Below are 20995 nucleotides of genomic sequence, written 5' to 3'. Positions count from 1 at the left end.
AACGGTTAGTCTGCGCGCATCGGAAGGGAGATCTGATGACACAACAACCACCGCCGTGGGGCGGCGACGGTGACGCGAATCAGTCGCGTCCTCAGGGGCAGCCGAACAACGGGCAGGGGCAGCAGCCGGCGTACGGCCAGCCGCAGTACGGGCAACCGCAGTACGGGCAACCGCAGTACGGGCAACCCCAATACGGCCAGCCGCAGTACGGGCAACCCCAGTACGGACAGGGCCAGCCGTACAACCAGCAGCCGTACGGACAACAGCCGTACGGTGGCGCGCCGACCTACCCCGGGGCCATTCCGAAGGCACCCGTGAGCCGGCCGGCGCGGACGATCGGCTGGTTGTCCCTCGCCCTCGGGGCCCTGGCGATCATCGGTTGCTTCGGTGCGTGGGTCACCCTCGATGCCGGTCTGTTCGGCCACATCTCGATGAACGGCTACGGGCAGGTCTCCGGCACCGTCAGCACATCGTCCGACGATGTCAAGGACGGCGTGGTCGTCACGGTGTTCGCCGTCGTGGTCATGGTGTTCGGGCTGCTGCGCGGGCTGGGGAGGATCTCGCTGGCCGCGGCAATCGTCATCCTGGTCATGGGTGTCCTGTCCACCGCGACGACGGTCTATGACTTCGGCGACGTGAGCGACAACAGCGGTGGCAGCGTCGGCTGGGGGCTCTGGCTCAGCATGCTCGCTTCCGTCGGCATCGTCGGCGTCGGCATCGCGGGGATCATCAAGCGCAGGTAAGTGCTCCCGTTCGGCGCGTGGTCCGGGTCGACCGGAGCGACTGCCGCGCGGCGACCGTGTTCGTATCACTGGGTTTTCGTCCGGCAGGGCGTCCGTTGTCACCTGTACGGGCGAACGGCATCCCTCGTCCGGGGGACCCGCGCGACGTCCGCACCGTGACAGCATGGGACTCGTGCGGAGAGGGACACGCGGTGCGGCATACCTCGTGCTGGGCGCCGGCGGTGCGGCCCTGCTGGGGTGGCTGATCTATGCCTTCACCATTTCCGTCCAGGGCACCTCGGGGCAGGACCGGGTCTTCGTGATCGCGCTGGCCGGCGTCGCGGTGGCGGTGGCCGGGTTCGTGCTGCTGAGTCCACCGGTGCGCGACGCCGAGGTGGCGATGGCGCGACCGCTGCTCGGGGTCGAGCTGCCGGCCGTCCGCGACCGGTACTCCTGGGACAGCCGGTGGCACGGTGCCGCCTGGGCGGGTCTGGTGCTGGTCGTGGGTGCGCTTGCGGCGGTCGTGTTGCTCAGCGGCGTTCCCGGCGGTGTGGGCCTTGCCGCCGGCCGGGTCAGCGACGGTGCTGAGCTCGTATGGCGGGTGCCGCTGGGGATTGTGATCGTGCTCGGATCCTTCGCCGCACAAGCGGTTTTCGGCGGCATACTCGTGTGGGCCGCGCCGCGCGTGCTCGGCCCAACCACCGCCGACAAGCTGGCGCTCGCGGCGGAGCGCGAGCAGGAGTTGGCACGTAGCAACGAGCTCGCGCGCGAACTGCACGACACGATCGGCCACTCGCTCACCGCGATCAGTGTGCAGGCCGAGGCCGGTAGTGCGGTCGGTCCGACGGACCCGCAAGTGGCGCTGGGTGCATTGGAGCGGATCAGCGCGAGTGCTTCCGCGGCACTCCAGGAGCTGGATGAGGTGCTGGGGTCATTGCGTACCGGGGGCGGCGGACGTACGGCGGCCGACCTGGCGGCCCTGGTGCACCGGGCCGCGACGAGCGAGCCCTCCTCGCTCCGGACGACGGGGGAGTGGGCCAGCCTGTCCGCGGCACGATCCGGTGATGTGTTCCGGATCGTTCAGGAAGGACTGACCAACGCGGTGAAACACGGCAAGGGTGCGGCCGTCGTACACGTCGCGATCGATTCAGACGTCGAGATCAAGGTTATGAACATGACTGCGGAACAACGGGATTCACCGATACCAGGTGGACGTGGCCTGGTCGGTCTGCGTGAACGTGCGGAACTCGCCGGCGGCACCGTTGACGTGGGTCCTCGTTCGGGCGGGAAGGAGTGGCAGCTGTGTGTCCGACTCCCGAACCGGTGATCAAGGTCGTCATCGCCGACGACGATGAGATGGTCCGCGACGGCTTCGCCGCGATTCTCGGCGCTCAGCCGGACATGGAGGTCGTCGGCTCCGCGGACGACGGTGTCTCCGCACTGCAGACGGTTCGATCCGTCGCGCCCGACGTGGTCGTGATGGACGTGCGCATGCCGCTCCTGGACGGCATCGAGGCGACGCGTCGACTGCTCACCGCCCCGGACGCGCCGAAGATCCTGGTGGTCACGACCTTCGAGCACGATTCCTACGTCTATGACGCCCTGGTGTCCGGTGCACACGGCTTCCTGCTCAAGCGGTCCGGGGCGGCGCAACTGGTCTCCGCGGTGCGTGCGCTCGCTCGGCTCGACGTCGTGCTCTTCCCGGAATCGATCCGCGAGCTGGTGAACTCGCGACCGGCGCGTGGACGCACCCTGCCTCGCCTGACCGAGCGCGAGCAGGAGGTGTTGCGCCTGCTCGCTCGCGGTATGACGAACGCCGAGATCGCGGCCGATCTCTTCGTCGGCGTGGAGACGGTCAAGTCGCACGTCGCGACGCTGCTCGCCAAGCTGTCGGCGCGCGATCGGACCCAGGCCGTGATCGCTGCGTACGAAAGCGGTTTCGTGGACTGACCGCTCCGGCATCGCGTCATACCTGCTGGATACGCTGCGGGGGTGACGGCCGGCGATCCACCCCAGCAGGTGCTCGGTCGCGAGCCCGATGACGACCAGGACTTGGTCGTTCGTGATGCCGAAGCGACTGACCCGCCGAATCCGTTCGTACAGTTCCTGATGCGACGGTCCGTGACCGGGCTGGTTCTCGGCTGGCTCGCTCTGCTGGTCAGTTTCGCGCCGAGCTTGTTGCCCCGCCCGTGGGCGGTGCAGGCGGCGGCGTCCGCGCTGTCCGCCCTCACCGGGTATGCCGTCGGCGCCCTGCTCGGCTCCGTCGCCGCGGTGATCTTCGGGTGGCTCGGTGTCCGGGTGCTGGTTGCCGACCACGCGCACCGGACCCGGCTGCACATCGTGTTGTGGACGCTCGCGGTGGCCATCACCATCACGGTCTGGTTCGCGGGTTACCGGGGTCGTCGGCACAGTGCCCGGCTGGTCGACCTGCCGGAGCCGTCGCTGCTGAGCGACGGTCTGTCGCTCGTTGCCGCCATCGCATTGACCGCCGTGCTGATGGTGATCATCTGGACGGTGCGCGGTGCGTTCCGGGCGTCCCGGTTCGTGCTCGGTTTCGCGCTGCCGAAGCCGGTTGCGGGTCTGCTCGCCGTCTGTCTCGTGGCCGGATCGGTCACCTGGCTCACCCGCAGTGTCATCGCGGTGAAGGGTCTGGAGGCGCTCTCGGCCTCCGCCGCGAAGGTCAACGACGACCCGCCGAAGTCGTTGCAGGCACCGACCTCGCGGCTGGTCTCCGGCAGTATCGGATCGACGCAGCCATGGGCGGAGTTGGGCCGCGAAGGGCAGATCTACACCGCACACACACCGAGCCCGGCGCAGATCTCGGCGATCACCGGGCGGTCCGCCATACAGCCGATCCGGCTGTATGCCGCGCCGCAGACGGGTGAGGTCGACCCGGACGAACTGGTGCGGACGATCGTCACGGAGATGCGGCGCACCGGCGCGCTGGACCGGCGCTACATCAACGTGGTCGGCAGCACGGGCAGCGGCTGGGTCGACGAATACAACGTTCGCTCTCTCGAGGTGCTGACAGGGGGCGACGTCGCGACCGTGGCCGTCCAGTACTCCTTCCTGCCCAGCGTCGTGCAGTTCCTGACCAACCGGTCCCTGCCGGCCCAGGTCGGAACGGCGTTGGTTCGGAAGGTCGAGGCGCTGATCGAGCAGCGGCCGCCCGCCGAGCGGCCACATCTGTTGCTCTCCGGTGAGTCGCTCGGTGCGCTCAGCACCGAAGCCCCGTTCCGGCACGCGGATCAATTGCTCGAGGCGGTCGACGGAGCGCTGTGGAGCGGCACCCCGAACTCCACTCCGCTCTGGCGCTCCATCAGCAACAGCCGGCAACGGGGCAGTCCGCAGGTCGCGCCGGTGATCGACAACGGGCGGCACATCCGGTTCGCCGGCAGCCCGGAGCAGATCGATCACGACGCCTACGGGCGTCCGCTGTCGGGCCAGTGGCGGTCGCCGCGGGTGCTCTTCATGCAGCATCCGTCCGACCCCATCGTCTGGTGGGACCCATCGCTGATCTATCAGCAGCCCGCATGGACGCGGGAGCGTGCCGGTCATGACGTCGACAAGGACCTGACCTGGTACCCACTGGTCACCTTTTGGCTCACCACCGTCGACCTGATCTCGGCGAACTCATCGGTGGGTGGCCACGGCCACCGCTACCGTTCCGAGCTCATCGACGGCTGGGCCGGAGTGCTCGGTATGACGGTCAGCTCGCGGGAGAAGGCCGCGATCACGGCATCGGTCCGGGCGTTCGACGACGAGGACTGACGGGCGGATCACGTGCCTTGTGGTCGACCGAGGGCGTTCGTCACGCTCAGCTGCTGCATCCATCGTTCGCCGGTGCCGTCGAACGGCGGCTGCCCGTCGCGGAGGGCCGCGAAGACGGCTCGCGTGTCTGCCTCGGCCCGGCGTACGACATCGTCCGGATAGCCGAATTGCTGCTGATGGTCGACGAACTCGTCCTCGTCGTCCACGTAGAGGAAGCCGTTCGCGCGCTGCACCACATCCAGGTCGAGGTCGATCATCGTCACCTGCCAACCGCCGTCGTCGGTGCGTGACCAGGTGGGGGGAGTGGTGGTGTCGACATACACCAGCACCTGCTCGAGGCGCCCGGTCGGCTGATTGAACGCGGGGGTGTATCCGGTGTCGGGGAAGAGCGAGACCGAGTCGCAGTCGAGGTCGAATGCGGCGCCCGGTCGCTCGAAATGCGTGCCTTGTGGGAAACCCACCCAGCAGCCGTGCTCGTCGACCCCGAGCAGCAGACCGTCGCTCTGCCAGTGCGGAGTCCCGTCCCACTTCCGGTAGTCGACGTGAACGGGTGTGCCGGGACGGTCGGATGCGGTGGGAGTAGTCATCGCGGGCAACTGTAACGAGGAGCACCACGAATCGATCAGCGATTTTCGGTGTGCGCAGCATCGGTCGGTGCAAGGCTGGTGCCGTGTTACGGACGCTGAGCGGCGCCCGCGCCTTGGGGCCGGGCGATTTCCCGGCGGCGTTGGACCTGTGTGCGGTCGATCCGCTGGCCAACGTCTTCGTCGCGGCGCGCCTGATCGAGGGCGGTCCGTCATACGCCGGAGCGCTGCTGGGCACCGACGACGGCCGGCGATTGCGATCCATGTGCTGGACATCCGCGAACGTCGTGCCGATCGGCGCCGACGAGAACGCCCTGGACGCGTACGCGGCCCGCTTGCGCCGCAAGCGCCGCCGGTGTTCGTCGATCTTCGGTGACGCGGACCAGGTCCTGGGTCTGTGGGGTCGGTTGGAGAAGCACTGGGGCGACGCGCGATCGGTGCGCCCGGATCAGCCGATGATGGCGGTCTCCGCCGCCCCGGCGAAGGGGTCCGGTCCGGTCGATGCGCGGGTGCGCCGGGCCCGCCTGGACGAGGTCGACCAGGTGCTCCCGGCATCGACGGCGATGTTCACCGAGGAGATCGGCTACCCGCCGTACGTCGGCTCGGACCGCGACTATCGGCGGATGGTCACCTCGCTGATCAGTGCCGGCCACACCTTCGTCGTGACCGAGGGCCACGAGGTGATCTTCAAGGCGGATGTCGGCTCGCTGGCCGCCGGCGTCGCGCAGTTGCAAGGCGTCTGGGTCGCACCGCGACATCGCGGCAGGGGGTTGGCGACTCCCGCGATGCGTGCCGTGGTGCGGCAGGTCATCGAGACGATCGCACCGACCGTCACGCTCTACGTCAATGCCTACAACGAGCCCGCCCTACGGACCTACCACTCGGCCGGCTTCCGGCAGGTCGGGAAGTTCGCGACAGTCATCCTCTGACAGGATCGGCGGATGGTTTCCTCCCTGACCCCGACGGCCAAGGTGCTCGTGGCGGCGTTCGCCACCTCCGGCGTCATCCATCTGGTCCGCCCCAAGACGTTCCTGCCGAGTATGCCGAGCGGGGTACCGCGCAAGATCGACGTGATCCGCGCTTCCGGGGTTGCCGAACTTGCTTGCGCTGCAGGCCTTCTGGCGCCGCCCACCCGCCGCCTCGCCGGCCCGGCGTCTGCGGCGCTGTTGGTCGGGGTGTTTCCGGCCAACGTGCAGATGACGGTTGACGCTGCCCGCGTCGTTGCGGACCGCGGCCCCTCGGCGCAGCGCGTGGCGTGGCTCGCCGGGACGGTGGCCAGGCTCCCGCTGCAGTGGCCGCTGATCCGCGCGGGCTGGCGCGCCGGTCGCTGATCCGCCGTCAGTCGTCCAGCCACCACTCGGCCGGATCCTGCCCGTAGCGCCGAGGCGGCGCCGGGAAGTCCAACGGGACCTCTCCGACGAAGAGTGGTGGGCGGACGTATTCGATTGCACCGTATGGCGATTCGGCGGTTGCGAGCCAGAGCGGGCAGTCCGGTCCGTCGAAGGCGTCGGCGGCTTCGACCTCCGCGGCGTGGTGCTGCAGCAGCCACTCCGCCGTCCGGGCCAGCGCGAGCCGGGCGCTCGCGCCACCTTCCTGCGGCCGACGGGCCAGGAGCCGCATCGCGGTGGCGGCGAGCAGGTAACCCGTCGCGTGATCCAGTGCTTGGACCGGCAGCGCACCGGGTCGGCCGTCTGCGTCCGCGTAGGCGGACGCGACGCCGCTCACCGCCTGGACGATGCTGTCGAAGCCGCGCTCGTCGCCCCAGGGACCTGAATCGCCCCACGCGGAGAGTTCGACGACCACCAGGTGCGGATGGTCGTCCAGCAACGACTCCCGGTCGAGTCCGAAGCGACGCAGCGCGCCCGGCCGGTAGCCGGTCAGCACGATGTCGGCCGAGCCGGCCAGGGTCCGGGCCGACGCCTGCCCGTCCGGGTCGGTGAAATCGACCAAGGCAGTCCGCTTGGCGAAACCGGTGTCCAGGTGCTGATCGAGCAATTCCGGCGAACCCGGCGGATCGATGTGCAGCACGTCGGCGCCGAGTGCGCCCAGGAAGCGTGCCGCGGTTGGTCCGGCAATCACCCTGGTGAGATCCAGGACGCGAATGCCTTGCAACGGCAACGACATTGACGGTGTCAATCGTCGAGTCGCGCCGGTCGAGGGGTCGACCGCCACCAGCGGTCGATGGTCGATCGCTGCCGCGTGATGCGGGTGGGCGCGCCATACCTCTTGCGTGCGAACGGCACCGGCGATGCCGCCGGCCGCTCGCAGCGTCTCCTCGAGTGCCACCGCCTCCCGCTCTTGTATGGCGCTCTCCGCGCTCGCCCGGTCCGTGACATCCAGGACCGACCGGATGACCGCTGCGTGGTGGGGGTAGTTGCCGTGCAGGCGGATCCAGCCGTCCGCGGTGCGGAAGAATCCGGACAGCTCGCCCCAACTGCTGACCGGCTCGCCCGCGACCCGGAGCCGGCCTATCGACCCGAAGGACGCGCCGACCAATCCGCTGGGCACGAACGCCCGCCAGGACGAATCTCGTGCGGCAGCAAGTGCATTCGCTGCCGATCCGGCAGCCGCCACGCTGGCCACCGCGAGTCCCTCGACGTCGAGCGGACCGGTCCACCAGCGTCGCGGCCCACGGGCCAGCTCATCGGTCGCCCACGGAACGGGCAGCGTCGGCCACCTCACCTGGGCTACTTGGCGTAGAGCGAGGCGGCGTAGCGGTCCGCCCGGTAGTGCTCCTCGACCACGTCCGGGTCGTCGTCGACCCGCCACAGCGCCTTGGCGACGTCGGCGTACCGCGCGACGGCCTCCGGCTGCCAGGTCTCCGGCCGCCACGCCCTGGCCCGCATGAATGCCTTCGGGCAGTGGTAGAAGACCTCCTCGATGTGCACGATCAGTGCCAGCTTGGGCCGGTGGCCCTGGACGACGAGATCGTCGAAGAACGGTCCGTCGGTCACCAGTTGCCCAACACCGTTGACCCGCAAGGTGTCCGGCCGCCCGGGGATCACGAAATTCAGCCCGACGTGTGGATTCGCGAGCAGGTTGTGGAATCCGTCCATCCGCTTGTTGCCCGGTCGCTCGGGGATGACCAGCGTGTGGTCGTCGAGCACCTTCCCGACCCCGGCCGGGTCGCCCTTCGGGGAGACGTCGCAGCGACCGTCCGGGGTCGCCGTTCCGACGAACACCAGCGGCGACACGGCCAGCCAGTCCTTGTCGAGCGGGTGCAGCACGTCGCGGACCTTGTCGCGGGTCGGGGGATCGGGCAGGCCGAACTCCTCCAACTGCTCGACCGACGTCACCGTCGGCAGGTCCCGGTAGGGGTTCTGCTGCTCGTCATACATCCGATTCACCATTCGACACGTAGGTGATCACGCCAGAAGGTGAGCACGTCGGCGCCCTCCTGGGTGATTTCGTCACCCCGGTTCCAAAGGCCGAGGTAGAGCTGGGTGGCTGTTCCGGTGAGGCGTGCGTCCGGCTTCTTCTCGGTGCTGCCCTCTTCGCACACCATCGGCTCGCCGGACAGACGCAACGTCCACGATCGTTCCACATCGGACGCTTGGACGACGACGCTGACCGCGGAGCCGGAGGTCGTCCGCAGGTCCTCCCGTCGGCGGGTGGCGAACCCGCGCAGCAGTTCGTCGATCCCGTCGACCGCGACGTCCACGTCGACGTCGGCGGCGGCTGCCGTCGGCACCCCGCCGAATCGCGCGGTGAGTCCGTCGAAGGCGTGGATCGTGGTCTCGTGGCACTGTCGTCGCGCCCAGGCGAGCTTGGCCGGCGGTGCGTCGTTCAGGAAGAACGGCCGGTCCAGGTCGTCCGGCGCGGATTCGAGCGCATGCACCAGGTCGCCGGCACCCGCGAGCAGCCACGCGCCGGGGTCGTCGGCCAGCATGCCCTCCTCCTCCAGCTCGGCCGTCGGCCGGTCGGCGTCCACGGAGTCGTCGTCACCGCGGATGATGCGCGCAGCCCATCGGTGCACCATCCCGGTGTGCGCGAGCAATTGCCGCGCGGTCCAGCCGGGGCAGGTCGGCACGAGCGAGTCCTCCGGGATGTCCACGGTGTCCCCGCGCAGCCGTTCGGTCGCGCTGTAGAGCGCGTTGACGCAATCGTCGAACTCCAGCGACACAGCCATGGGACGACCGTAACGTGGCGCGGGGACCGGATGCGTAACCTTTTGCCCATGGTGGACTTCTCTGGCGACACCGCTGATCTCTTCGCAAGGACACCGAGCAATCAGGTGCCGTTGCTCGCCGGCCACAACACGGTCACCGGCGACGCCGCGCTGCTGGACGCGTTAGGTGCCCAGGCCGGCGACGCGGCCCCGGAGCTGATCGAGTCGTTGCGACCGCTCGGCGAGCTGGCCGGCTCGGCGGAGGCGCGCGAGCACGGGATGCTCGCCAACGCCCACGAACCCGTCTTCCGCCCGGTGGACCGGTTCGGCACGCGCGTCGACGAGGTCGACTTCCACCCCAGCTGGCACTGGATGCTGGCCAAGGGCGTCGGACTCGGGCTCAGCGGGGCACCGTGGACTTCGCCGGATCCGCTGCCGCATGTGCGCCGCGCGGCGGGCTACATCGCCTGGAGCGCGATCGAGCCGGGGCACGGCTGCCCCATGACGATGACGTATGCCGCGGTGCCCGCGCTCCGCGCAGATCGATCGCTCGCCGACGAGCTCGTTCCTGGGTTGGCTTCTGCCACTTATGATTTCGGGCTGCGACCGATCTCCGAGAAGCGCGGCCTGCTCGCCGGCATGGGTATGACGGAGAAGCAGGGCGGCTCCGACGTACGCACCAACACAACCGTCGCGACACCGAACGCCGACGGGACCTATCGGCTGACCGGGCACAAGTGGTTCACATCGGCGCCGATGAACGACCTCTTCCTGGTGCTGGCCCAGGCACCCGGCGGGCTGACCTGCTTCGTCGTGCCGCGCGTGTTGCCCGACGGCAGCCGCAATCCGCTGCACATCGTGCGATTGAAGGACAAGCTCGGCAACCGCTCCAACGCGTCCAGCGAGTTGGAATTCGCGGACGTGCACGCCCGGCGGCTCGGCGACGAGGGCGCCGGCGTCCGCACCATCATCGAGATGGTGGCTGCGACCCGGTTGGATTGTGTGCTCGGCTCGTCGGCGTTGATGCGGCGCAGTCTCGCCGAGGCGATCTGGCACGCGCAGCACCGCAGCGCGTTCGGTGGGCTGTTGGTCGACAAGCCGGCCATGCGAAACGTCCTGGCGGACCTCGCGATCGAGTCCGAGGCTGCGACGGCGCTCGGCCTGCGCCTGGCTCGTGCAGTGGAGTCGCCGGACGACCCCGCGCAACGTGCGCTGCGTCGGATCGGACTGCCGCTGGCGAAGTTCTGGGTCTGCAAGCGCACCTCGTTCCAGGTGGCCGAGGCGCTGGAGGTGCTCGGCGGCAACGGGTACGTCGAGGAGTCCGGTCTGCCGATGCTCTTCCGCGAGTCACCGCTGAATTCCATCTGGGAGGGCAGCGGCAACGTCAACGCCCTCGACGTGTTGCGGGTGTTGCAGCGGCAGCCCGAGGGAGTCGACGCCTGGCGTGACGAGGTCGAGGCGGCCGGGGTGCCCGAGCTGCACGACGGTGTCAACGAGGTGCTGAAAACGATTGCGAACCTTGTCGATCCGTCGGACGCGGAGTATGTCGCCCGCTGGCTCGCCTCCCGTATGGCGGTGCTGTTGCAGGCCAGCCTGCTGGTCCGGCAGTCACCGAGCGAGGTGTCCGAGGCGTTCCTGGCCTCGCGGGTGCTGGGGCAGCACGCCGGCGTGTTCGGCACGCTGCCGACCGGTCTCGACACCGCGGCGATCGTCGATCGCGCCGCCCCTCACCGCGAATGACGGCTTCCTCGCCGAGTGACGCCCGAATACGGCCGTCAGTCGGCGAGGAAGCCGTCATTCGGTGCGTGGTCACGCGACCACGCGACCACGCGACCACGCGATCGGGGCGAGCAACCGACGACTGTCGTCGATTGCTCGCCCCGAGGTGGTGCAGGCAAGGGCGAGCAACCCGCGACCGTCGTGAGTTGCTCGCCCCTGAGCGGGAAATGCAGCGAATGGACCGCTACTGTCGTCGGTTACTCGCGATCAGTGACCGTGGCCGTGCCCGTGGCCGTGGCCGTGCCCGTGGCCCTTGCCGTGTCCATGTCCATGGCCATGGCCCTTGCCGTGACCCTTGGCCGGCGGCGTGACGCTGGCCACCGAACCGTTCTGGTGGAGCAGCACCGTCGATGCCTTCGGCTTGCCCAAGCTCAGCAGCGACGAGAACGACTTCGCCCGTGCATCGAAGGAACCGTCACCCAGCTCCGGCAGCTTCCAGTTCTGCTCGACGAACTTGATCACCGACGCCTGCTCGAGCGGCTGGTGGTTCACCGAGTTCACCTTCGAGTACGGCGAGATGACCAGGAACGGCATCCGCGGTCCGGGGCCGCAACGGTCGTCCTGCGGACCGGCGCTGGTGACCGGCTCCTTGACCTTGGTGCACATGGCCGTGTTCAGCGACGCGTCCTTGGCGCCGGTCAGGACCTTCGAGGACTGGTGGTCGTACCAGCCGTCCGAGTCGTCATACGTGACGACGATCGCGGTGTCCTTCCACTCCGGCGACTGCTGGATCGCGTTGATCTCCTTGACGATGAAGTCCTGCTCATCGGTCGGGTCGGAGTATGCCGCGTGGCCGTCCTGGTACTCCGGCGCCTTCAGGAACGAGACCGCAGGCATGTTGCCGCTCTTGAGCGCCTCGTTGAAGTAGCTCAGGTCGTACTGGTGGTTGGCCTGTCCGTTGTGGCCGACCTCGGCCAGCGACTTCGGCGGCAGGTGGTGCGGGTTGGCCGTCGACTTGTAGTACTCGAACGGGTTGTGGTGCGGGCTGTAGTCGACCGACGAACCACCGGCGACGTTGGTGTGCTTGGTCGAGCACTGTGCGTAGGTCCCGTTGCCGGCATACGCCGTGCTCGGGGCGAAGCCGCCCTGGAACCAACCCCAAGTGACCCCAGCGGAGTTCAGCTGGTCGCCGATGTTCTTGCCCTCCATCACCCCGAGGTTGTTGGTGGAGGTGTGGTTGCTGTCGGCGCAGTCGTCGTATGCCGGATCGGGGTCGTTGGTGACCGTGCCGACGCCCTTGGAGTCGGCACCGGACACGACGTAGCTGTCGGTGGCCGGCTTACCGGTCTTGGAGTCGACCGCGTGTACGCCGTGGGTCTGGCCGGCGATGAGGTTCAGCGCGCCCGGTGTCGACGGGCCGTAGGTCGAGGAGTACATGTTGTCGCTCATCGCGTAGTGCTGCGCGTAGTTCCACAGGCCGGTGACCGTGTTGCCGTCGTAGTAGCCCATCGCCAGACCCGGCGCGCCGTACATGCCGGTGCAGGTGTCGACGCTGGTGTTCTGCACGACCTGGTCGTTCTTGCCGTTGTTCACGGCCTTCTGCTCGGGCAGGTACGAGTGGTTCTGGTCGCACGTGACCGCCTGGTCGGGGGACAGACGGAACGGCTTGTAGAGATTGGGGTTCGAGCGGATCAGCCCGGCGTTCTGGACCGTGTTGGCGCGCGGGGTGTTGCGCGCGGCCGTGAACTTCGTGCCGTCGGCGTTGGTGGCGTTCGGGTAGGTGCCGAAGTAGTGGTCGAACGAGACGTTCTCGTCGAAGAGGACGACGACGTGCTTGATCGGCGTCGTCGTGCTGCTGTGGGACGCGGGCGGCTTCGGATGCGAAGGGCTCGCCGCATAGGCAGTGGTGGCGACTGTCGTGCCGGCCGCGATGATCACGACACCGGCCGACGCCGCGGCCAGAAGTGCGGACTTCTTCTGCACTTTCGTTTCCTTCCAGGGTTCGGTGGTGCAGGGGTCCTACGCGAGCAGGGCGCTCCCGTAGAAATCTTTGGGATTGCGGACGCCGGGCAGCGCGAAGAAATAGCCGCCCCCGACCGGGGTGATGTAGTCGACGAGCGGCTCGTCGGCGAGGCGCTTCTGGACCGTCACGAACTGCCGGTCCAGGTCGGCGTTGAATGCGCCGAACATCAGGCCCATGTCGAGGTTGCCGACGGAATCGACGCCCGCGTCATACGAATACGAGCGCCGGAGGAACTGTGAGTTCGCCGTCTGCGGGGTCCGCGGGTTCGCCTTCCGGATGTGGCTGTCCAGCGGTATGGCGTTGCCGCCCGGGTCGTTGTCGTAGTTCGGGAGGGAGTTCTCGGCACCACCGGTCAGCGGTGCGCCGCTGTCCTTGCGGCGGCCGAACATGCGCTCCTGCTCGGAGGTGGACACCCGGTCCCAGAACTCCACCAGCATCCGGATCCGGCGGATCACGTAGTAGCTGCCGCCGGCCGTCCAGGAGGGTTCACCGGCGCCCGCCCAGATCAGCGTGTCGGTCTGCTTCTTCGAAGCGGTGTCCGGACCGGCGATCCCGTCCTTGAAGCCCAACAGGTTGCGCGGGTGGCCGGTCGGTCGCGGCGACGGGGTGAATCCGTCCTGTTTCCAACGGATCTGCATCGATCCGCGGGTCGCTCGGCATACTTCGCGGAGAGCGTTGGTGACCACGTCGCGGTCGTGCCCCTGCAGCGTGATCAGCAGGTCGCCGCCGCACCAGGCCGGGTCGAGATCATCGTTCGGGAAGGTGTCCATCTCCCGGAGCCGGCGCGGCTTGGCGGCCGTGAGGCCGAACTTCGCGCTGAACACCCCCGGGCCGAGCGCAACGACCGACTCCAACGCCCGCACGGGTGCGCTGGTCCCGAGGATTCCGGTGCCGTCGGTGGTGCTGATGCCGGGCGAGGTGGGTATGCCGCCGGCGGTCAGTGAGCGGATCGTCGTGGTGAGCGTGCGCAGCAGCGCTGTCAGACCCGAGCGATCGGTCACCGTCAGGTCGAACGCGACGATCGTGGCGGCCGGCACCGGATCCCCGAGGATGCCGCTCTGGTGCTCACCGTGGAAGCCCTGCAACGGGCGCCACGGGTTGCCGTCACCGGCAGGGGTGACTCGCGGCCCGTAGGCGGTCGGGGGTGTCGGGGTGTTGTCTGCGGCGGCGGCGCTGCCTGCAGCGACGGCTGCGGTCACCGCACCCAGTCCGCCCGTGACGGCTCCGGCCCGCAACATCGTGCGACGGTTCAGCTCGGGCATCTAATAGACCCTTGGTTCGAGAATGGTGGGGATGGGGGTGAGCAGTTCGGCGAGTTGCGCGATATCGGCATCGACCAGTCGGTGGCCGGCATCCGCAGTGCCGCCGGACGGGGTCACGGTCCAGCTGTGCTGAGAGCGGATGTCGTTGCGGGACTTGGTGATCCACGACGTGACCTTGGGCAGCGCCGGATAGCGGGGTGCGAGCAGCGGCTTGAGCAACTGCAGCAGTTCGGACGTGCCGTCCAGTTGGGCGAGTGCCTCGGAGAGCTCGACATGGGCGCCGTAGTCGCCCCGACCCGTGAGCGTCTGCTGCAGCGTGTCCTCGGTGATCTCGTGGGTGCGCAGGACGGTGTCGAGCGGATCGAACTGGGTGGTCTTGAGGTCCTTGCCGAGCGATCCGAGGTCGTCCTGCAGGCGGGTGCCGAACCTGCCGAGAGACGTCGGCGACTGGCCGTGCCACAGCCCGTATTCGATCCGCAGCAGTCCGGTCCACTTCGGGTCACGGACGCCGGCGCGGGAGCCCAGCGTGTTTCCGGCGATCGCGTCGCCGAGGTCACCGAAGGCGCCATACGCTCCGCCCATGGTGTTCCAGGTGCGATCGGCCTTCTTCCATGCCGCCTGCGATGCCGACCTGTCGCCGCTGCGCAACGCGGTGACGAGCGTCGTGGTCTGGCCCTGCAACACGGTGAGCCGGCCGCGGATCCAATGTTGGTACGCGATGACCTTCGGCGCCAGTTGAGCGGAGGTGACCGGCTCGACGCCGCGCGCTCCGCTGCCTTCGCCGGTCACCGTGACCTTCGGGCCGTTGACCGGTGCGCCGTCATTGACCGAGCAGATCAGGTGGTAGGTGCCCGCCGCGAGGGACGTCGTGAGCAGTGCGGTCGCGCCCGGGCCGAGCGGGTCGATCTCGCCATACAGCTTGCCGGCGGTGTCGGCGAGGTAGACCTCGGCGGCGTTGACGTCGGTGTTGCGCACCCGGACCTGCACCGAGCCGGACGTCGCGTGCGTCCATCCGGCGCCGCAGTGGCTGCGGGAGGCCTGGGCCTCGGGGACGGCGGGACGATGGGAGGCGGACGAAGTCGTGGATCCTGCGGAACCACAGCCGGTGAGAACGGCCATCCCGACGCATGCTGCGGCCAGCAGCCCCTTCCTGTGTAACGGCACCGGCTCACCATATGAAGTCGATATGTCGAAAACGGCCGTCTTTCAACGGTGTTCACCAGGGGTCGTCGTGAGTTCACCGGGACGTCGTTGTCTTCCCAGGTTTCTGTCAGGTTCGAACCCGGGTCGGGCCGAACAACGGCGTCCACGGGCGCGTGGCACGGCAGATATCCTTCTCTCCTGTCCACAGCTGATTGATCGAGACACCTTCCCGAAGGAGCCCCCGTGGCACTGCGTATGTCGACCCTGTTCCTGCGAACCCTGCGCGAGGACCCGGCCGACGCGGAGCTGCCGGGCCACAAGCTCCTGGTGCGTGCGGGCTACGTCCGTCGCGTGGCGCCCGGCATCTACACCTGGCTGCCCCTCGGGATGCGTGTCCTCGGCAAGGTCGAGGCGATCATCCGCGAGGAGATGGCCCGGATCGGCAGCCAGGAAGTGAAATTCCCCGCGCTGCTGCCGCGGGAGCCCTACGAGGCCACGAACCGCTGGACGGAGTATGGCGACAACCTCTTCCGGCTCAAGGACCGCAAGGACGCCGACATGCTGCTCGGTCCGACCCACGAGGAGATGTTCTGCCTCACGGTCAAGGACATGTACTCGTCCTACAAGGACCTGCCGCTCGCGCTCTACCAGGTCCAGAACAAATATCGCGACGAGGCGCGTCCGCGCGCCGGCATCCTGCGCGGCCGCGAGTTCATCATGAAGGACTCCTACTCCTTCGACGTCGACCAGGCCGGCCTGCAGAAGGCGTATGACGCGCACCGCGAGGCCTACATCCGCACCTTCGACCGGCTCGGCTTCGAATACGTCATCGTCAAGGCCGACTCGGGCGCGATGGGCGGCTCGGCGTCCGAGGAGTTCCTCGCGGTCAGCCAGCACGGTGAGGACACCTTCGTGCGCGACGACAGCGGGTACGCCGCCAACGTCGAGGCCGTCGAGGTGTCGCAGGCGCCCGAGGTCGAGGTGACCGCCGGGCCGGCGCACGTCGAATCGACGCCCGGGACGCCGACCATCGACACGCTGGTCACGATGCTCAACAAGGACCACCCTCGCACCGACGGCCGGGAGTGGACGGCCGCCGACTCGCTGAAGAACGTCATCGTGATGCTGGTGCACCCGGACGGCACCCGCGAGCCGCTGGCCATCGGCCTGCCCGGTGACCGGGAGGTCGACGCGAAGCGCCTCGAGGTCAAGGTGGCCCCGGCCGAGGTCGCAGCCTTCGAGGAGAAGGACTTCGCGGCATACCCGATGCTGGCCAAGGGCTACATCGGACCCGGCGTGCTGGGGGAGGAGAAGGCCTCCAAGATCCGCTACCTGCTCGACCCGTCCGTCGCTGTCGGTTCGGCCTGGGTGACCGGCGCCGACGAGGACGGCCACCACGTCATCGACCTGGTCCACGGTCGCGACTTCACCGCCGACGGCACCATCCAGGCCGCGGAGATCCGCGAGGGCGATGCCTCGCCGACCGGTCACGGCACGCTCAAGCTGCAGCGCGGCATCGAGATGGGGCACATCTTCCAGCTCGGCACGAAGTATGCCGAGGCGCTGGGCCTGAAGGTGCTCGACGAGCACGGCAAGCTGGTCACCGTGACGATGGGTTCCTACGGCTTCGGCGTGACCCGCGCGGTCGGCGCGATCGCCGAGGACAACCTGGACGACAGCGGGCTGATCTGGCCGCGCAACATCGCGCCCGCCGACGTGCATGTCGTGGCGACCGGCAAGGACGAGGAGGTCTTCGTCAAGGCTGAAGAGATCGTCCGCTCGCTGGAAGCCACCGGCATCGACGTGCTCTTCGACGACCGCCGCAAGGTCTCGCCGGGGGTGAAGTTCAAGGACTCCGAACTCATCGGTGTGCCAACGATTCTCGTCGTGGGCAAGGGTCTGGCGGACGGCAAGGTCGAGCTCAAGGACCGTCGTTCGGGCGAGCGCCGCGAGATCTCCGTCGACGACGCCGTCGCCGAGGTCACCGCCGAGATCGGCGAGCCCGAAAAGACAATATGATCACCCCACGAAGTTCTCCGCTCGTACCTCGCTCCGATACTTCGCGGGGGCCCCGATCCTTCGGAGTTCAGGGATGACCAGACAAATTGAGGCCGTCATCTTCGACTGGGGCGGCACGCTGACGCCTTGGCACGACATCGATTTCGAGGCCGAAGCGATGTCGTACGCCTCGGCGTACGGCGACCCGGCCCTCGCAGAGCGGTTGCTCGACGCCACGACCCTTGCCTGGGCGCGAGCGCGTGAGGAGCACAGCAGCGCGCGCCTCGAGGAGATCCTCGTCGAGGCCGGCGCAGACGTGCACGGCTCCTCGCACCGGGACGGCCTCGCGGCATACCGCAGTTTCTGGGATCCGCACACGATGACCGACCCGCAGGTCCGTCTGGTCTGGGAAGGCTTGCAGGACAACGGTATTCGCGTCGGTGTGCTCTCCAACACGATCTGGGACCGCGACTACCACCGGGCGCTGTTCGAGCGTGACGGCGTGCTCGACCTGGTCGACGGCGACGTCTACTCCAGCGAGATCCCGTGGGTGAAGCCGCATCACGAGGCGTTCCGCGCTGCGGCCGACGCGGTCCGCGCCGATCCGGCCAAGTGTGTCTACGTCGGGGATCGGCTCTTCGAGGACGTGCACGGCCCGCAACAGGTCGGCATGCGCGCGATCTGGATCCCGCACTCGGTGCTGCCGGAAGCGCAGGTGGTGGCGACCGACGCCCGCCCGGACGCGGTCGCACATGAACTACTCGACGTGCTCCGTGTCGTGAGCGACTGGGCCGGCGACTGATCCGTCGATCTCCGGCACGCGCAGGATCTGACCGACGAGCAGGACGAAGAACAACACGACCGTGATCACGTGCACCCCGGTGCACCACAGACAGATCGCGTGGATCTTCACCAGCTCTGCCCAGATCAGGTAGAAGACCATCAGCAGGCCGACGCCTGCCGCACCGATCCGGACGTTGTCCAGCAGTGCCGTCGTGCGGCGCCATACAGCAGGCAGGCAGAGCGCCGTCATGGCGACGAAGAAGAGCAGCCCGAGCAATGCCACCGGCACACCGGCGACCGACGACCACTGGCTCGTGGTGACCTTGGCGCAGTCGACCGCGCCGCTGTCCGAGCAGGCCAGCGACGTCGACCCGCTGTAGTGCTCGAACGTCAGGTATGCCGAGTCGGCCAGCCCGATGACGCTCAGGACCGATGTCGTCGGAGCCAGCCAGCGGGGGTGACGCAGCACCAGGTCGGTCATCGCTTCAGAGCGCCTGCCCGTGCCACACCGATCGACGTGCACACCGTGGCCGGCTTGCCGTTCGTCAGTTGGCACAGCTGGCTGGTGATGGTGTTGGCAGCGCCCAGAATCCCTTGCGCCTCAGTGGAATTCGGGTCCTTCAACTTGGCGGCAACGTAATTGCCGGAGACGTTTTGCATGAAGCTCGCGCCCTGGTAGTTCGCGCCGGAGCTGATCGCAGCGTTGCCGTAGTCGATGAAGGGAATGCTTCCTCCGCTGTACTTCGATGCCAACGCCAAGGAGGCCTTGTCGGGCGTCTGCAGGGGTTTGCGGTTTCGGTCCTCGGTCTCGAAGCTCGTGAAGGTCAGGTATTTGCTCGTGTACTTCGCCTTCAGGTAGGACATCGTCGGAATGTTCGCCGGGTTGTCGTTCTGGCTCGAGACGGCCGTCGTGAGTCCGCTGAACGTTCCGAAGCGGGACAGCGCTGCGGTCAGCGCCCACCGCTCCATGCCACAGAACGGGCAGAACTCCGCACCGATGTAGAGCACCTCGGGCCTGCCGTTCTTGGTCAGCGGCGTGTCCTTCACGGCAGTGGGTCCACCCGACGCAGCACCGGCGCCGACGGCGTCATACGTCTTGGCGGGGATGCGCTGGATCGTGGTGAGGTAGCCGGACTGCTTGGAGTTCGCGACGGCCTTCTTGTTGTCCGAGTTCGCGTTGCTGCGTCCGACGAAATAGAAGACGGCGACGATCGCGAGGACCACGACGACGGCGCCCGACGTGAGTGCGAGCAACTTCTTCTGCCGGGCTGCTCGCGCTTGCTGGGCCTGGAGGGCGGCGAGCTTCTCGCGCCCGGTGGGTGTCGACATGGTGGCGTACGGACCTTTCCGGTGACTGTGGTGACAGTGGCCCGCCCCCTGCTGACGCGGCGCCGACAGATTAGTCGTTTACTCTGTGGCGCGTGGCAGACCAGACCCGATCCATGTCATCCGGTGCGACCGCGACGCCCAGCTGGCACCAACACCCGGCGATGGAGTGGATCGGGGTCGCCGCTCGGTTGATCCTCGGCGTGACCTACGTGGTCGCCGGTGTCCTCAAGGCGCGGGATCTGGAATCGACCCGGATGGACACGCGTGCCTTCCGCATCCTGTCCTACGACCTGGCGAACATCTGGGGCACCTTCATGCCGTTCCTGGAGATCGTTCTGGGCCTGTTGCTCATCATCGGCCTGATGACCCGGATGACTGCGGTGCTCGGCGGACTGTTGATGATCGCGTTCATCATCGGCATCAGTTCGGTGTGGGCGCGCGGCATCATCATCCAGTGCGGCTGCTTCGGCAACAACGGCAAGATCCCGACCATGGCGGCATACAAGTGGGACATCCTGCGAGACGTCGGCCTGCTGCTCTGTGCCGCGTGGCTGGTCATCTGGCCCCGCACCAAGCTGAGCGCCGACCGCGCGCTCTGGGGCTGATCCGGCGGGTCCGCGAACTCATCGGCGCCGACACTCGTTGCCATGACGGCGAAGTGACAGCGCAGACCAAAATCGTTGCAAATTCAAATAAGTTAAGGTGACTCCATGCCACGCCCTGATGCATCGCAAAAGCTTGCCGCGACCAAGCCCAAGGACGGCCCGTCCAAGGGCCTGATCGGCGGCATCGTCGCCGCCGTTCTGGTGGTGGCGCTCGTCGTGGCGGTCTTCGTCACGCAGGCGAACAAGAGTGATGGTTCGGTCGCCGGCGCTGCGGTTCCCACTGGCGGCACGAAGGGCGGTCACGGTCTGCGTGCCTACCCGGACGTGAAGCTGAAGGCCAACGCACCCACCGTCGACCTCTACGAGGACTTCCAGTGCCCGATCTGCAACGACCTGGAGAAGGCCAACGGCGACCAGATCCTGCAGGACGCGAAGTCGGGGAAGATCAAGTTGGTCTGGCACCTGATGACGTTCCTCGAGGACAACTTCCAGAACCAGCCGGCGTCGACGATCGCGGCGAACGGTCTGTACTGCGCCGCGGATGCAGGTAAGGCCGCCGAGTACCACAAGGCGAACTTCGCGGGGCAGCCCGCCAAGGAGGGCACCGGCTACACGGTCGCCAACATCAAGACGTTCGGCAAGCAGGCCGGCATCACCGGATCCGCGCTGACGAAGTTCAACTCGTGCGTGGACAAGGGCACCTACAAGAAGTACGTCAAGGCGACGGCCACCCAGGCCGGCAAGGACGGCGTGACGGGCACCCCGACCATCAAGATCAACGGCAAGGAGATCAAGAACAGCTCCGCCGACTACACCACGCTGCTCCAGACGAAGAACACCTGGGACAAGGTCCTGGCCAAGATGACCAAGTGATTCGTCGCTTCGTCTGACCGCGAACGGCGGCCACACCCAGGGTGGTGTGGCCGCCGTTTCGTATGCCAAGCGGGT

At 67.9% G+C, this 20995-nt stretch carries 20 protein-coding genes; 11 read left to right on the top strand and 9 right to left on the bottom strand.

All coding sequences use genetic code 11. From position 1 onward, the window contains the following. The first annotated feature begins 35 nt into the window (after nt 1–35). The 4 genes from ACZ50J_RS15525 (at nt 36) to ACZ50J_RS15510 (ending at nt 4493) form a co-directional block, all read left to right on the top strand. Nucleotides 36–743: a hypothetical protein gene (locus ACZ50J_RS15525; protein ID WP_464298058.1), complete on the top strand. Its 708-nt coding sequence runs from the start codon at nt 36–38 to the stop codon at nt 741–743. 163 nt (nt 744–906) lie between these two features. Then, nucleotides 907–2049 carry a sensor histidine kinase gene (locus ACZ50J_RS15520; protein ID WP_464298057.1) on the top strand — a complete coding sequence of 381 codons (1143 nt, stop codon included), beginning with the start codon at nt 907–909 and terminating at the stop codon, nt 2047–2049. Next, the gene (locus ACZ50J_RS15515) at nt 2025–2672 is read left to right on the top strand and encodes a response regulator (protein WP_464298056.1); all 648 of its coding nucleotides are present in this window, start codon (nt 2025–2027) and stop codon (nt 2670–2672) included. The genes ACZ50J_RS15520 and ACZ50J_RS15515 overlap by 25 nt, the downstream gene beginning before the upstream one ends. A 42-nt stretch (nt 2673–2714) precedes the next feature. Next, nucleotides 2715–4493 (top strand): alpha/beta-hydrolase family protein, encoded by a 1779-nt coding sequence (locus tag ACZ50J_RS15510; RefSeq protein ID WP_464298055.1) that lies wholly within the window; start codon nt 2715–2717, stop codon nt 4491–4493. 8 nt (nt 4494–4501) lie between these two features. Here ACZ50J_RS15510 and ACZ50J_RS15505 read toward each other — a convergent pair whose 3' ends face one another. Beyond that, a complete protein-coding gene (locus ACZ50J_RS15505; protein ID WP_464298054.1) occupies nt 4502–5080 on the bottom strand; it encodes a DUF402 domain-containing protein in 579 nt (192 codons plus the stop codon). Nucleotides 5081–5163: 83 nt separating this feature from the next. Between ACZ50J_RS15505 and ACZ50J_RS15500 the strand changes: the two genes are divergently transcribed. Together ACZ50J_RS15500 and ACZ50J_RS15495 are read left to right on the top strand one after the other, a co-directional pair. After that, entirely contained in the window at nt 5164–6006 is an 843-nt protein-coding gene (locus ACZ50J_RS15500; RefSeq protein ID WP_464298053.1) for a GNAT family N-acetyltransferase, read from the top strand. 12 nt (nt 6007–6018) lie between these two features. Then, nucleotides 6019–6408, top strand: coding sequence for a DoxX family protein (locus tag ACZ50J_RS15495; RefSeq protein WP_464298052.1), 390 nt, complete (start codon nt 6019–6021; stop codon nt 6406–6408). 7 nt (nt 6409–6415) lie between these two features. Here ACZ50J_RS15495 and ACZ50J_RS15490 read toward each other — a convergent pair whose 3' ends face one another. The 3 genes from ACZ50J_RS15490 to ACZ50J_RS15480 are packed head-to-tail and all read right to left on the bottom strand — an operon-like array spanning nt 6416 to nt 9206. Then, the gene (locus tag ACZ50J_RS15490) at nt 6416–7759 is read right to left on the bottom strand and encodes a CoA transferase (protein WP_464298051.1); all 1344 of its coding nucleotides are present in this window, start codon (nt 7757–7759) and stop codon (nt 6416–6418) included. Between the two features lie 5 nt (nt 7760–7764). Further along, on the bottom strand, nt 7765–8415 hold the full coding sequence (locus tag ACZ50J_RS15485; protein ID WP_464298050.1) for an MSMEG_1061 family FMN-dependent PPOX-type flavoprotein: 651 nt from the start codon (nt 8413–8415) through the stop codon (nt 7765–7767). A gap of 5 nt (nt 8416–8420) precedes the next feature. Further along, nucleotides 8421–9206, bottom strand: a complete 786-nt coding sequence (locus ACZ50J_RS15480; RefSeq protein WP_464298049.1) for a maleylpyruvate isomerase family mycothiol-dependent enzyme — start codon at nt 9204–9206, stop codon at nt 8421–8423. Between the two features lie 48 nt (nt 9207–9254). Here ACZ50J_RS15480 and ACZ50J_RS15475 point away from each other — a divergent pair, with 48 nt between their 5' ends. Further along, entirely contained in the window at nt 9255–10925 is a 1671-nt protein-coding gene (locus ACZ50J_RS15475; protein ID WP_464298048.1) for an acyl-CoA dehydrogenase family protein, read from the top strand. A gap of 246 nt (nt 10926–11171) precedes the next feature. Here the strand turns inward: ACZ50J_RS15475 and ACZ50J_RS15470 are convergent, their stop codons facing one another. From ACZ50J_RS15470 to ACZ50J_RS15460, 3 genes are read right to left on the bottom strand one after another with little or no spacing between them, the layout of a single operon-like run. Next, complete coding sequence (locus ACZ50J_RS15470; protein WP_464298047.1) at nt 11172–12887, bottom strand: phospholipase C; 1716 nt, start codon at nt 12885–12887, stop codon at nt 11172–11174. A 36-nt stretch (nt 12888–12923) separates the two neighbouring features. Further along, complete coding sequence (locus tag ACZ50J_RS15465) at nt 12924–14189, bottom strand: Dyp-type peroxidase (RefSeq protein ID WP_464298046.1); 1266 nt, start codon at nt 14187–14189, stop codon at nt 12924–12926. Then, nucleotides 14190–15353 (bottom strand): imelysin family protein, encoded by a 1164-nt coding sequence (locus tag ACZ50J_RS15460; RefSeq protein WP_464298045.1) that lies wholly within the window; start codon nt 15351–15353, stop codon nt 14190–14192. Nucleotides 15354–15575: 222 nt separating this feature from the next. On the opposite strand from ACZ50J_RS15460, the gene ACZ50J_RS15455 reads away from it, so the two are divergent. Then, on the top strand, nt 15576–17351 hold the full coding sequence (locus ACZ50J_RS15455; RefSeq protein ID WP_464298044.1) for a proline--tRNA ligase: 1776 nt from the start codon (nt 15576–15578) through the stop codon (nt 17349–17351). A 73-nt stretch (nt 17352–17424) separates the two neighbouring features. Further along, nucleotides 17425–18132 (top strand): HAD family hydrolase, encoded by a 708-nt coding sequence (locus ACZ50J_RS15450; protein ID WP_464298043.1) that lies wholly within the window; start codon nt 17425–17427, stop codon nt 18130–18132. Here ACZ50J_RS15450 and ACZ50J_RS15445 read toward each other — a convergent pair. Together ACZ50J_RS15445 and ACZ50J_RS15440 are read right to left on the bottom strand one after the other, a co-directional pair. Beyond that, nucleotides 18088–18594, bottom strand: a complete 507-nt coding sequence (locus tag ACZ50J_RS15445) for a vitamin K epoxide reductase family protein (protein WP_464298042.1) — start codon at nt 18592–18594, stop codon at nt 18088–18090. The two genes, ACZ50J_RS15450 and ACZ50J_RS15445, sit on opposite strands and share 45 nt — an antisense overlap. After that, the gene (locus ACZ50J_RS15440) at nt 18591–19442 is read right to left on the bottom strand and encodes a DUF929 family protein (RefSeq protein WP_464298041.1); all 852 of its coding nucleotides are present in this window, start codon (nt 19440–19442) and stop codon (nt 18591–18593) included. Before ACZ50J_RS15440 ends, ACZ50J_RS15445 begins: the two co-directional genes overlap by 4 nt. A 92-nt stretch (nt 19443–19534) precedes the next feature. Here ACZ50J_RS15440 and ACZ50J_RS15435 point away from each other — a divergent pair, with 92 nt between their 5' ends. Further along, complete coding sequence (locus ACZ50J_RS15435; RefSeq protein ID WP_464298040.1) at nt 19535–20047, top strand: MauE/DoxX family redox-associated membrane protein; 513 nt, start codon at nt 19535–19537, stop codon at nt 20045–20047. A 105-nt stretch (nt 20048–20152) separates the two neighbouring features. Continuing rightward, the gene (locus ACZ50J_RS15430; protein WP_464298039.1) at nt 20153–20920 is read left to right on the top strand and encodes a DsbA family protein; all 768 of its coding nucleotides are present in this window, start codon (nt 20153–20155) and stop codon (nt 20918–20920) included. Nucleotides 20921–20995 lie beyond the last annotated feature (75 nt).

It is taken from the genome of Flexivirga sp. G2, from assembly GCF_055397625.1.
The sequence above is the reverse complement of the archived record's forward strand: the minus strand, read 5'-3'. Positions and strand labels throughout refer to the sequence as shown.

Bases quoted from the DNA above. Each gene is read 5' to 3' on its own strand.
- ACZ50J_RS15475 (WP_464298048.1), top strand. From the start codon at position 9,255: ATGGTGGACTTCTCTGGCGACACCGCTGATCTCTTCGCAAGGACACCG.
- ACZ50J_RS15440 (WP_464298041.1), bottom strand. From the start codon at position 19,442: ATGTCGACACCCACCGGGCGCGAGAAGCTCGCCGCCCTCCAGGCCCAG.
- ACZ50J_RS15480 (WP_464298049.1), bottom strand. From the start codon at position 9,206: ATGGCTGTGTCGCTGGAGTTCGACGATTGCGTCAACGCGCTCTACAGC.
- ACZ50J_RS15465 (WP_464298046.1), bottom strand. From the start codon at position 14,189: ATGCCCGAGCTGAACCGTCGCACGATGTTGCGGGCCGGAGCCGTCACG.
- ACZ50J_RS15505 (WP_464298054.1), bottom strand. From the start codon at position 5,080: ATGACTACTCCCACCGCATCCGACCGTCCCGGCACACCCGTTCACGTC.
- ACZ50J_RS15430 (WP_464298039.1), top strand. From the start codon at position 20,153: ATGCCACGCCCTGATGCATCGCAAAAGCTTGCCGCGACCAAGCCCAAG.
- ACZ50J_RS15525 (WP_464298058.1), top strand. From the start codon at position 36: ATGACACAACAACCACCGCCGTGGGGCGGCGACGGTGACGCGAATCAG.
- ACZ50J_RS15485 (WP_464298050.1), bottom strand. From the start codon at position 8,415: ATGTATGACGAGCAGCAGAACCCCTACCGGGACCTGCCGACGGTGACG.
- ACZ50J_RS15495 (WP_464298052.1), top strand. From the start codon at position 6,019: ATGGTTTCCTCCCTGACCCCGACGGCCAAGGTGCTCGTGGCGGCGTTC.
- ACZ50J_RS15520 (WP_464298057.1), top strand. From the start codon at position 907: ATGGGACTCGTGCGGAGAGGGACACGCGGTGCGGCATACCTCGTGCTG.
- ACZ50J_RS15450 (WP_464298043.1), top strand. From the start codon at position 17,425: ATGACCAGACAAATTGAGGCCGTCATCTTCGACTGGGGCGGCACGCTG.
- ACZ50J_RS15445 (WP_464298042.1), bottom strand. From the start codon at position 18,594: ATGACCGACCTGGTGCTGCGTCACCCCCGCTGGCTGGCTCCGACGACA.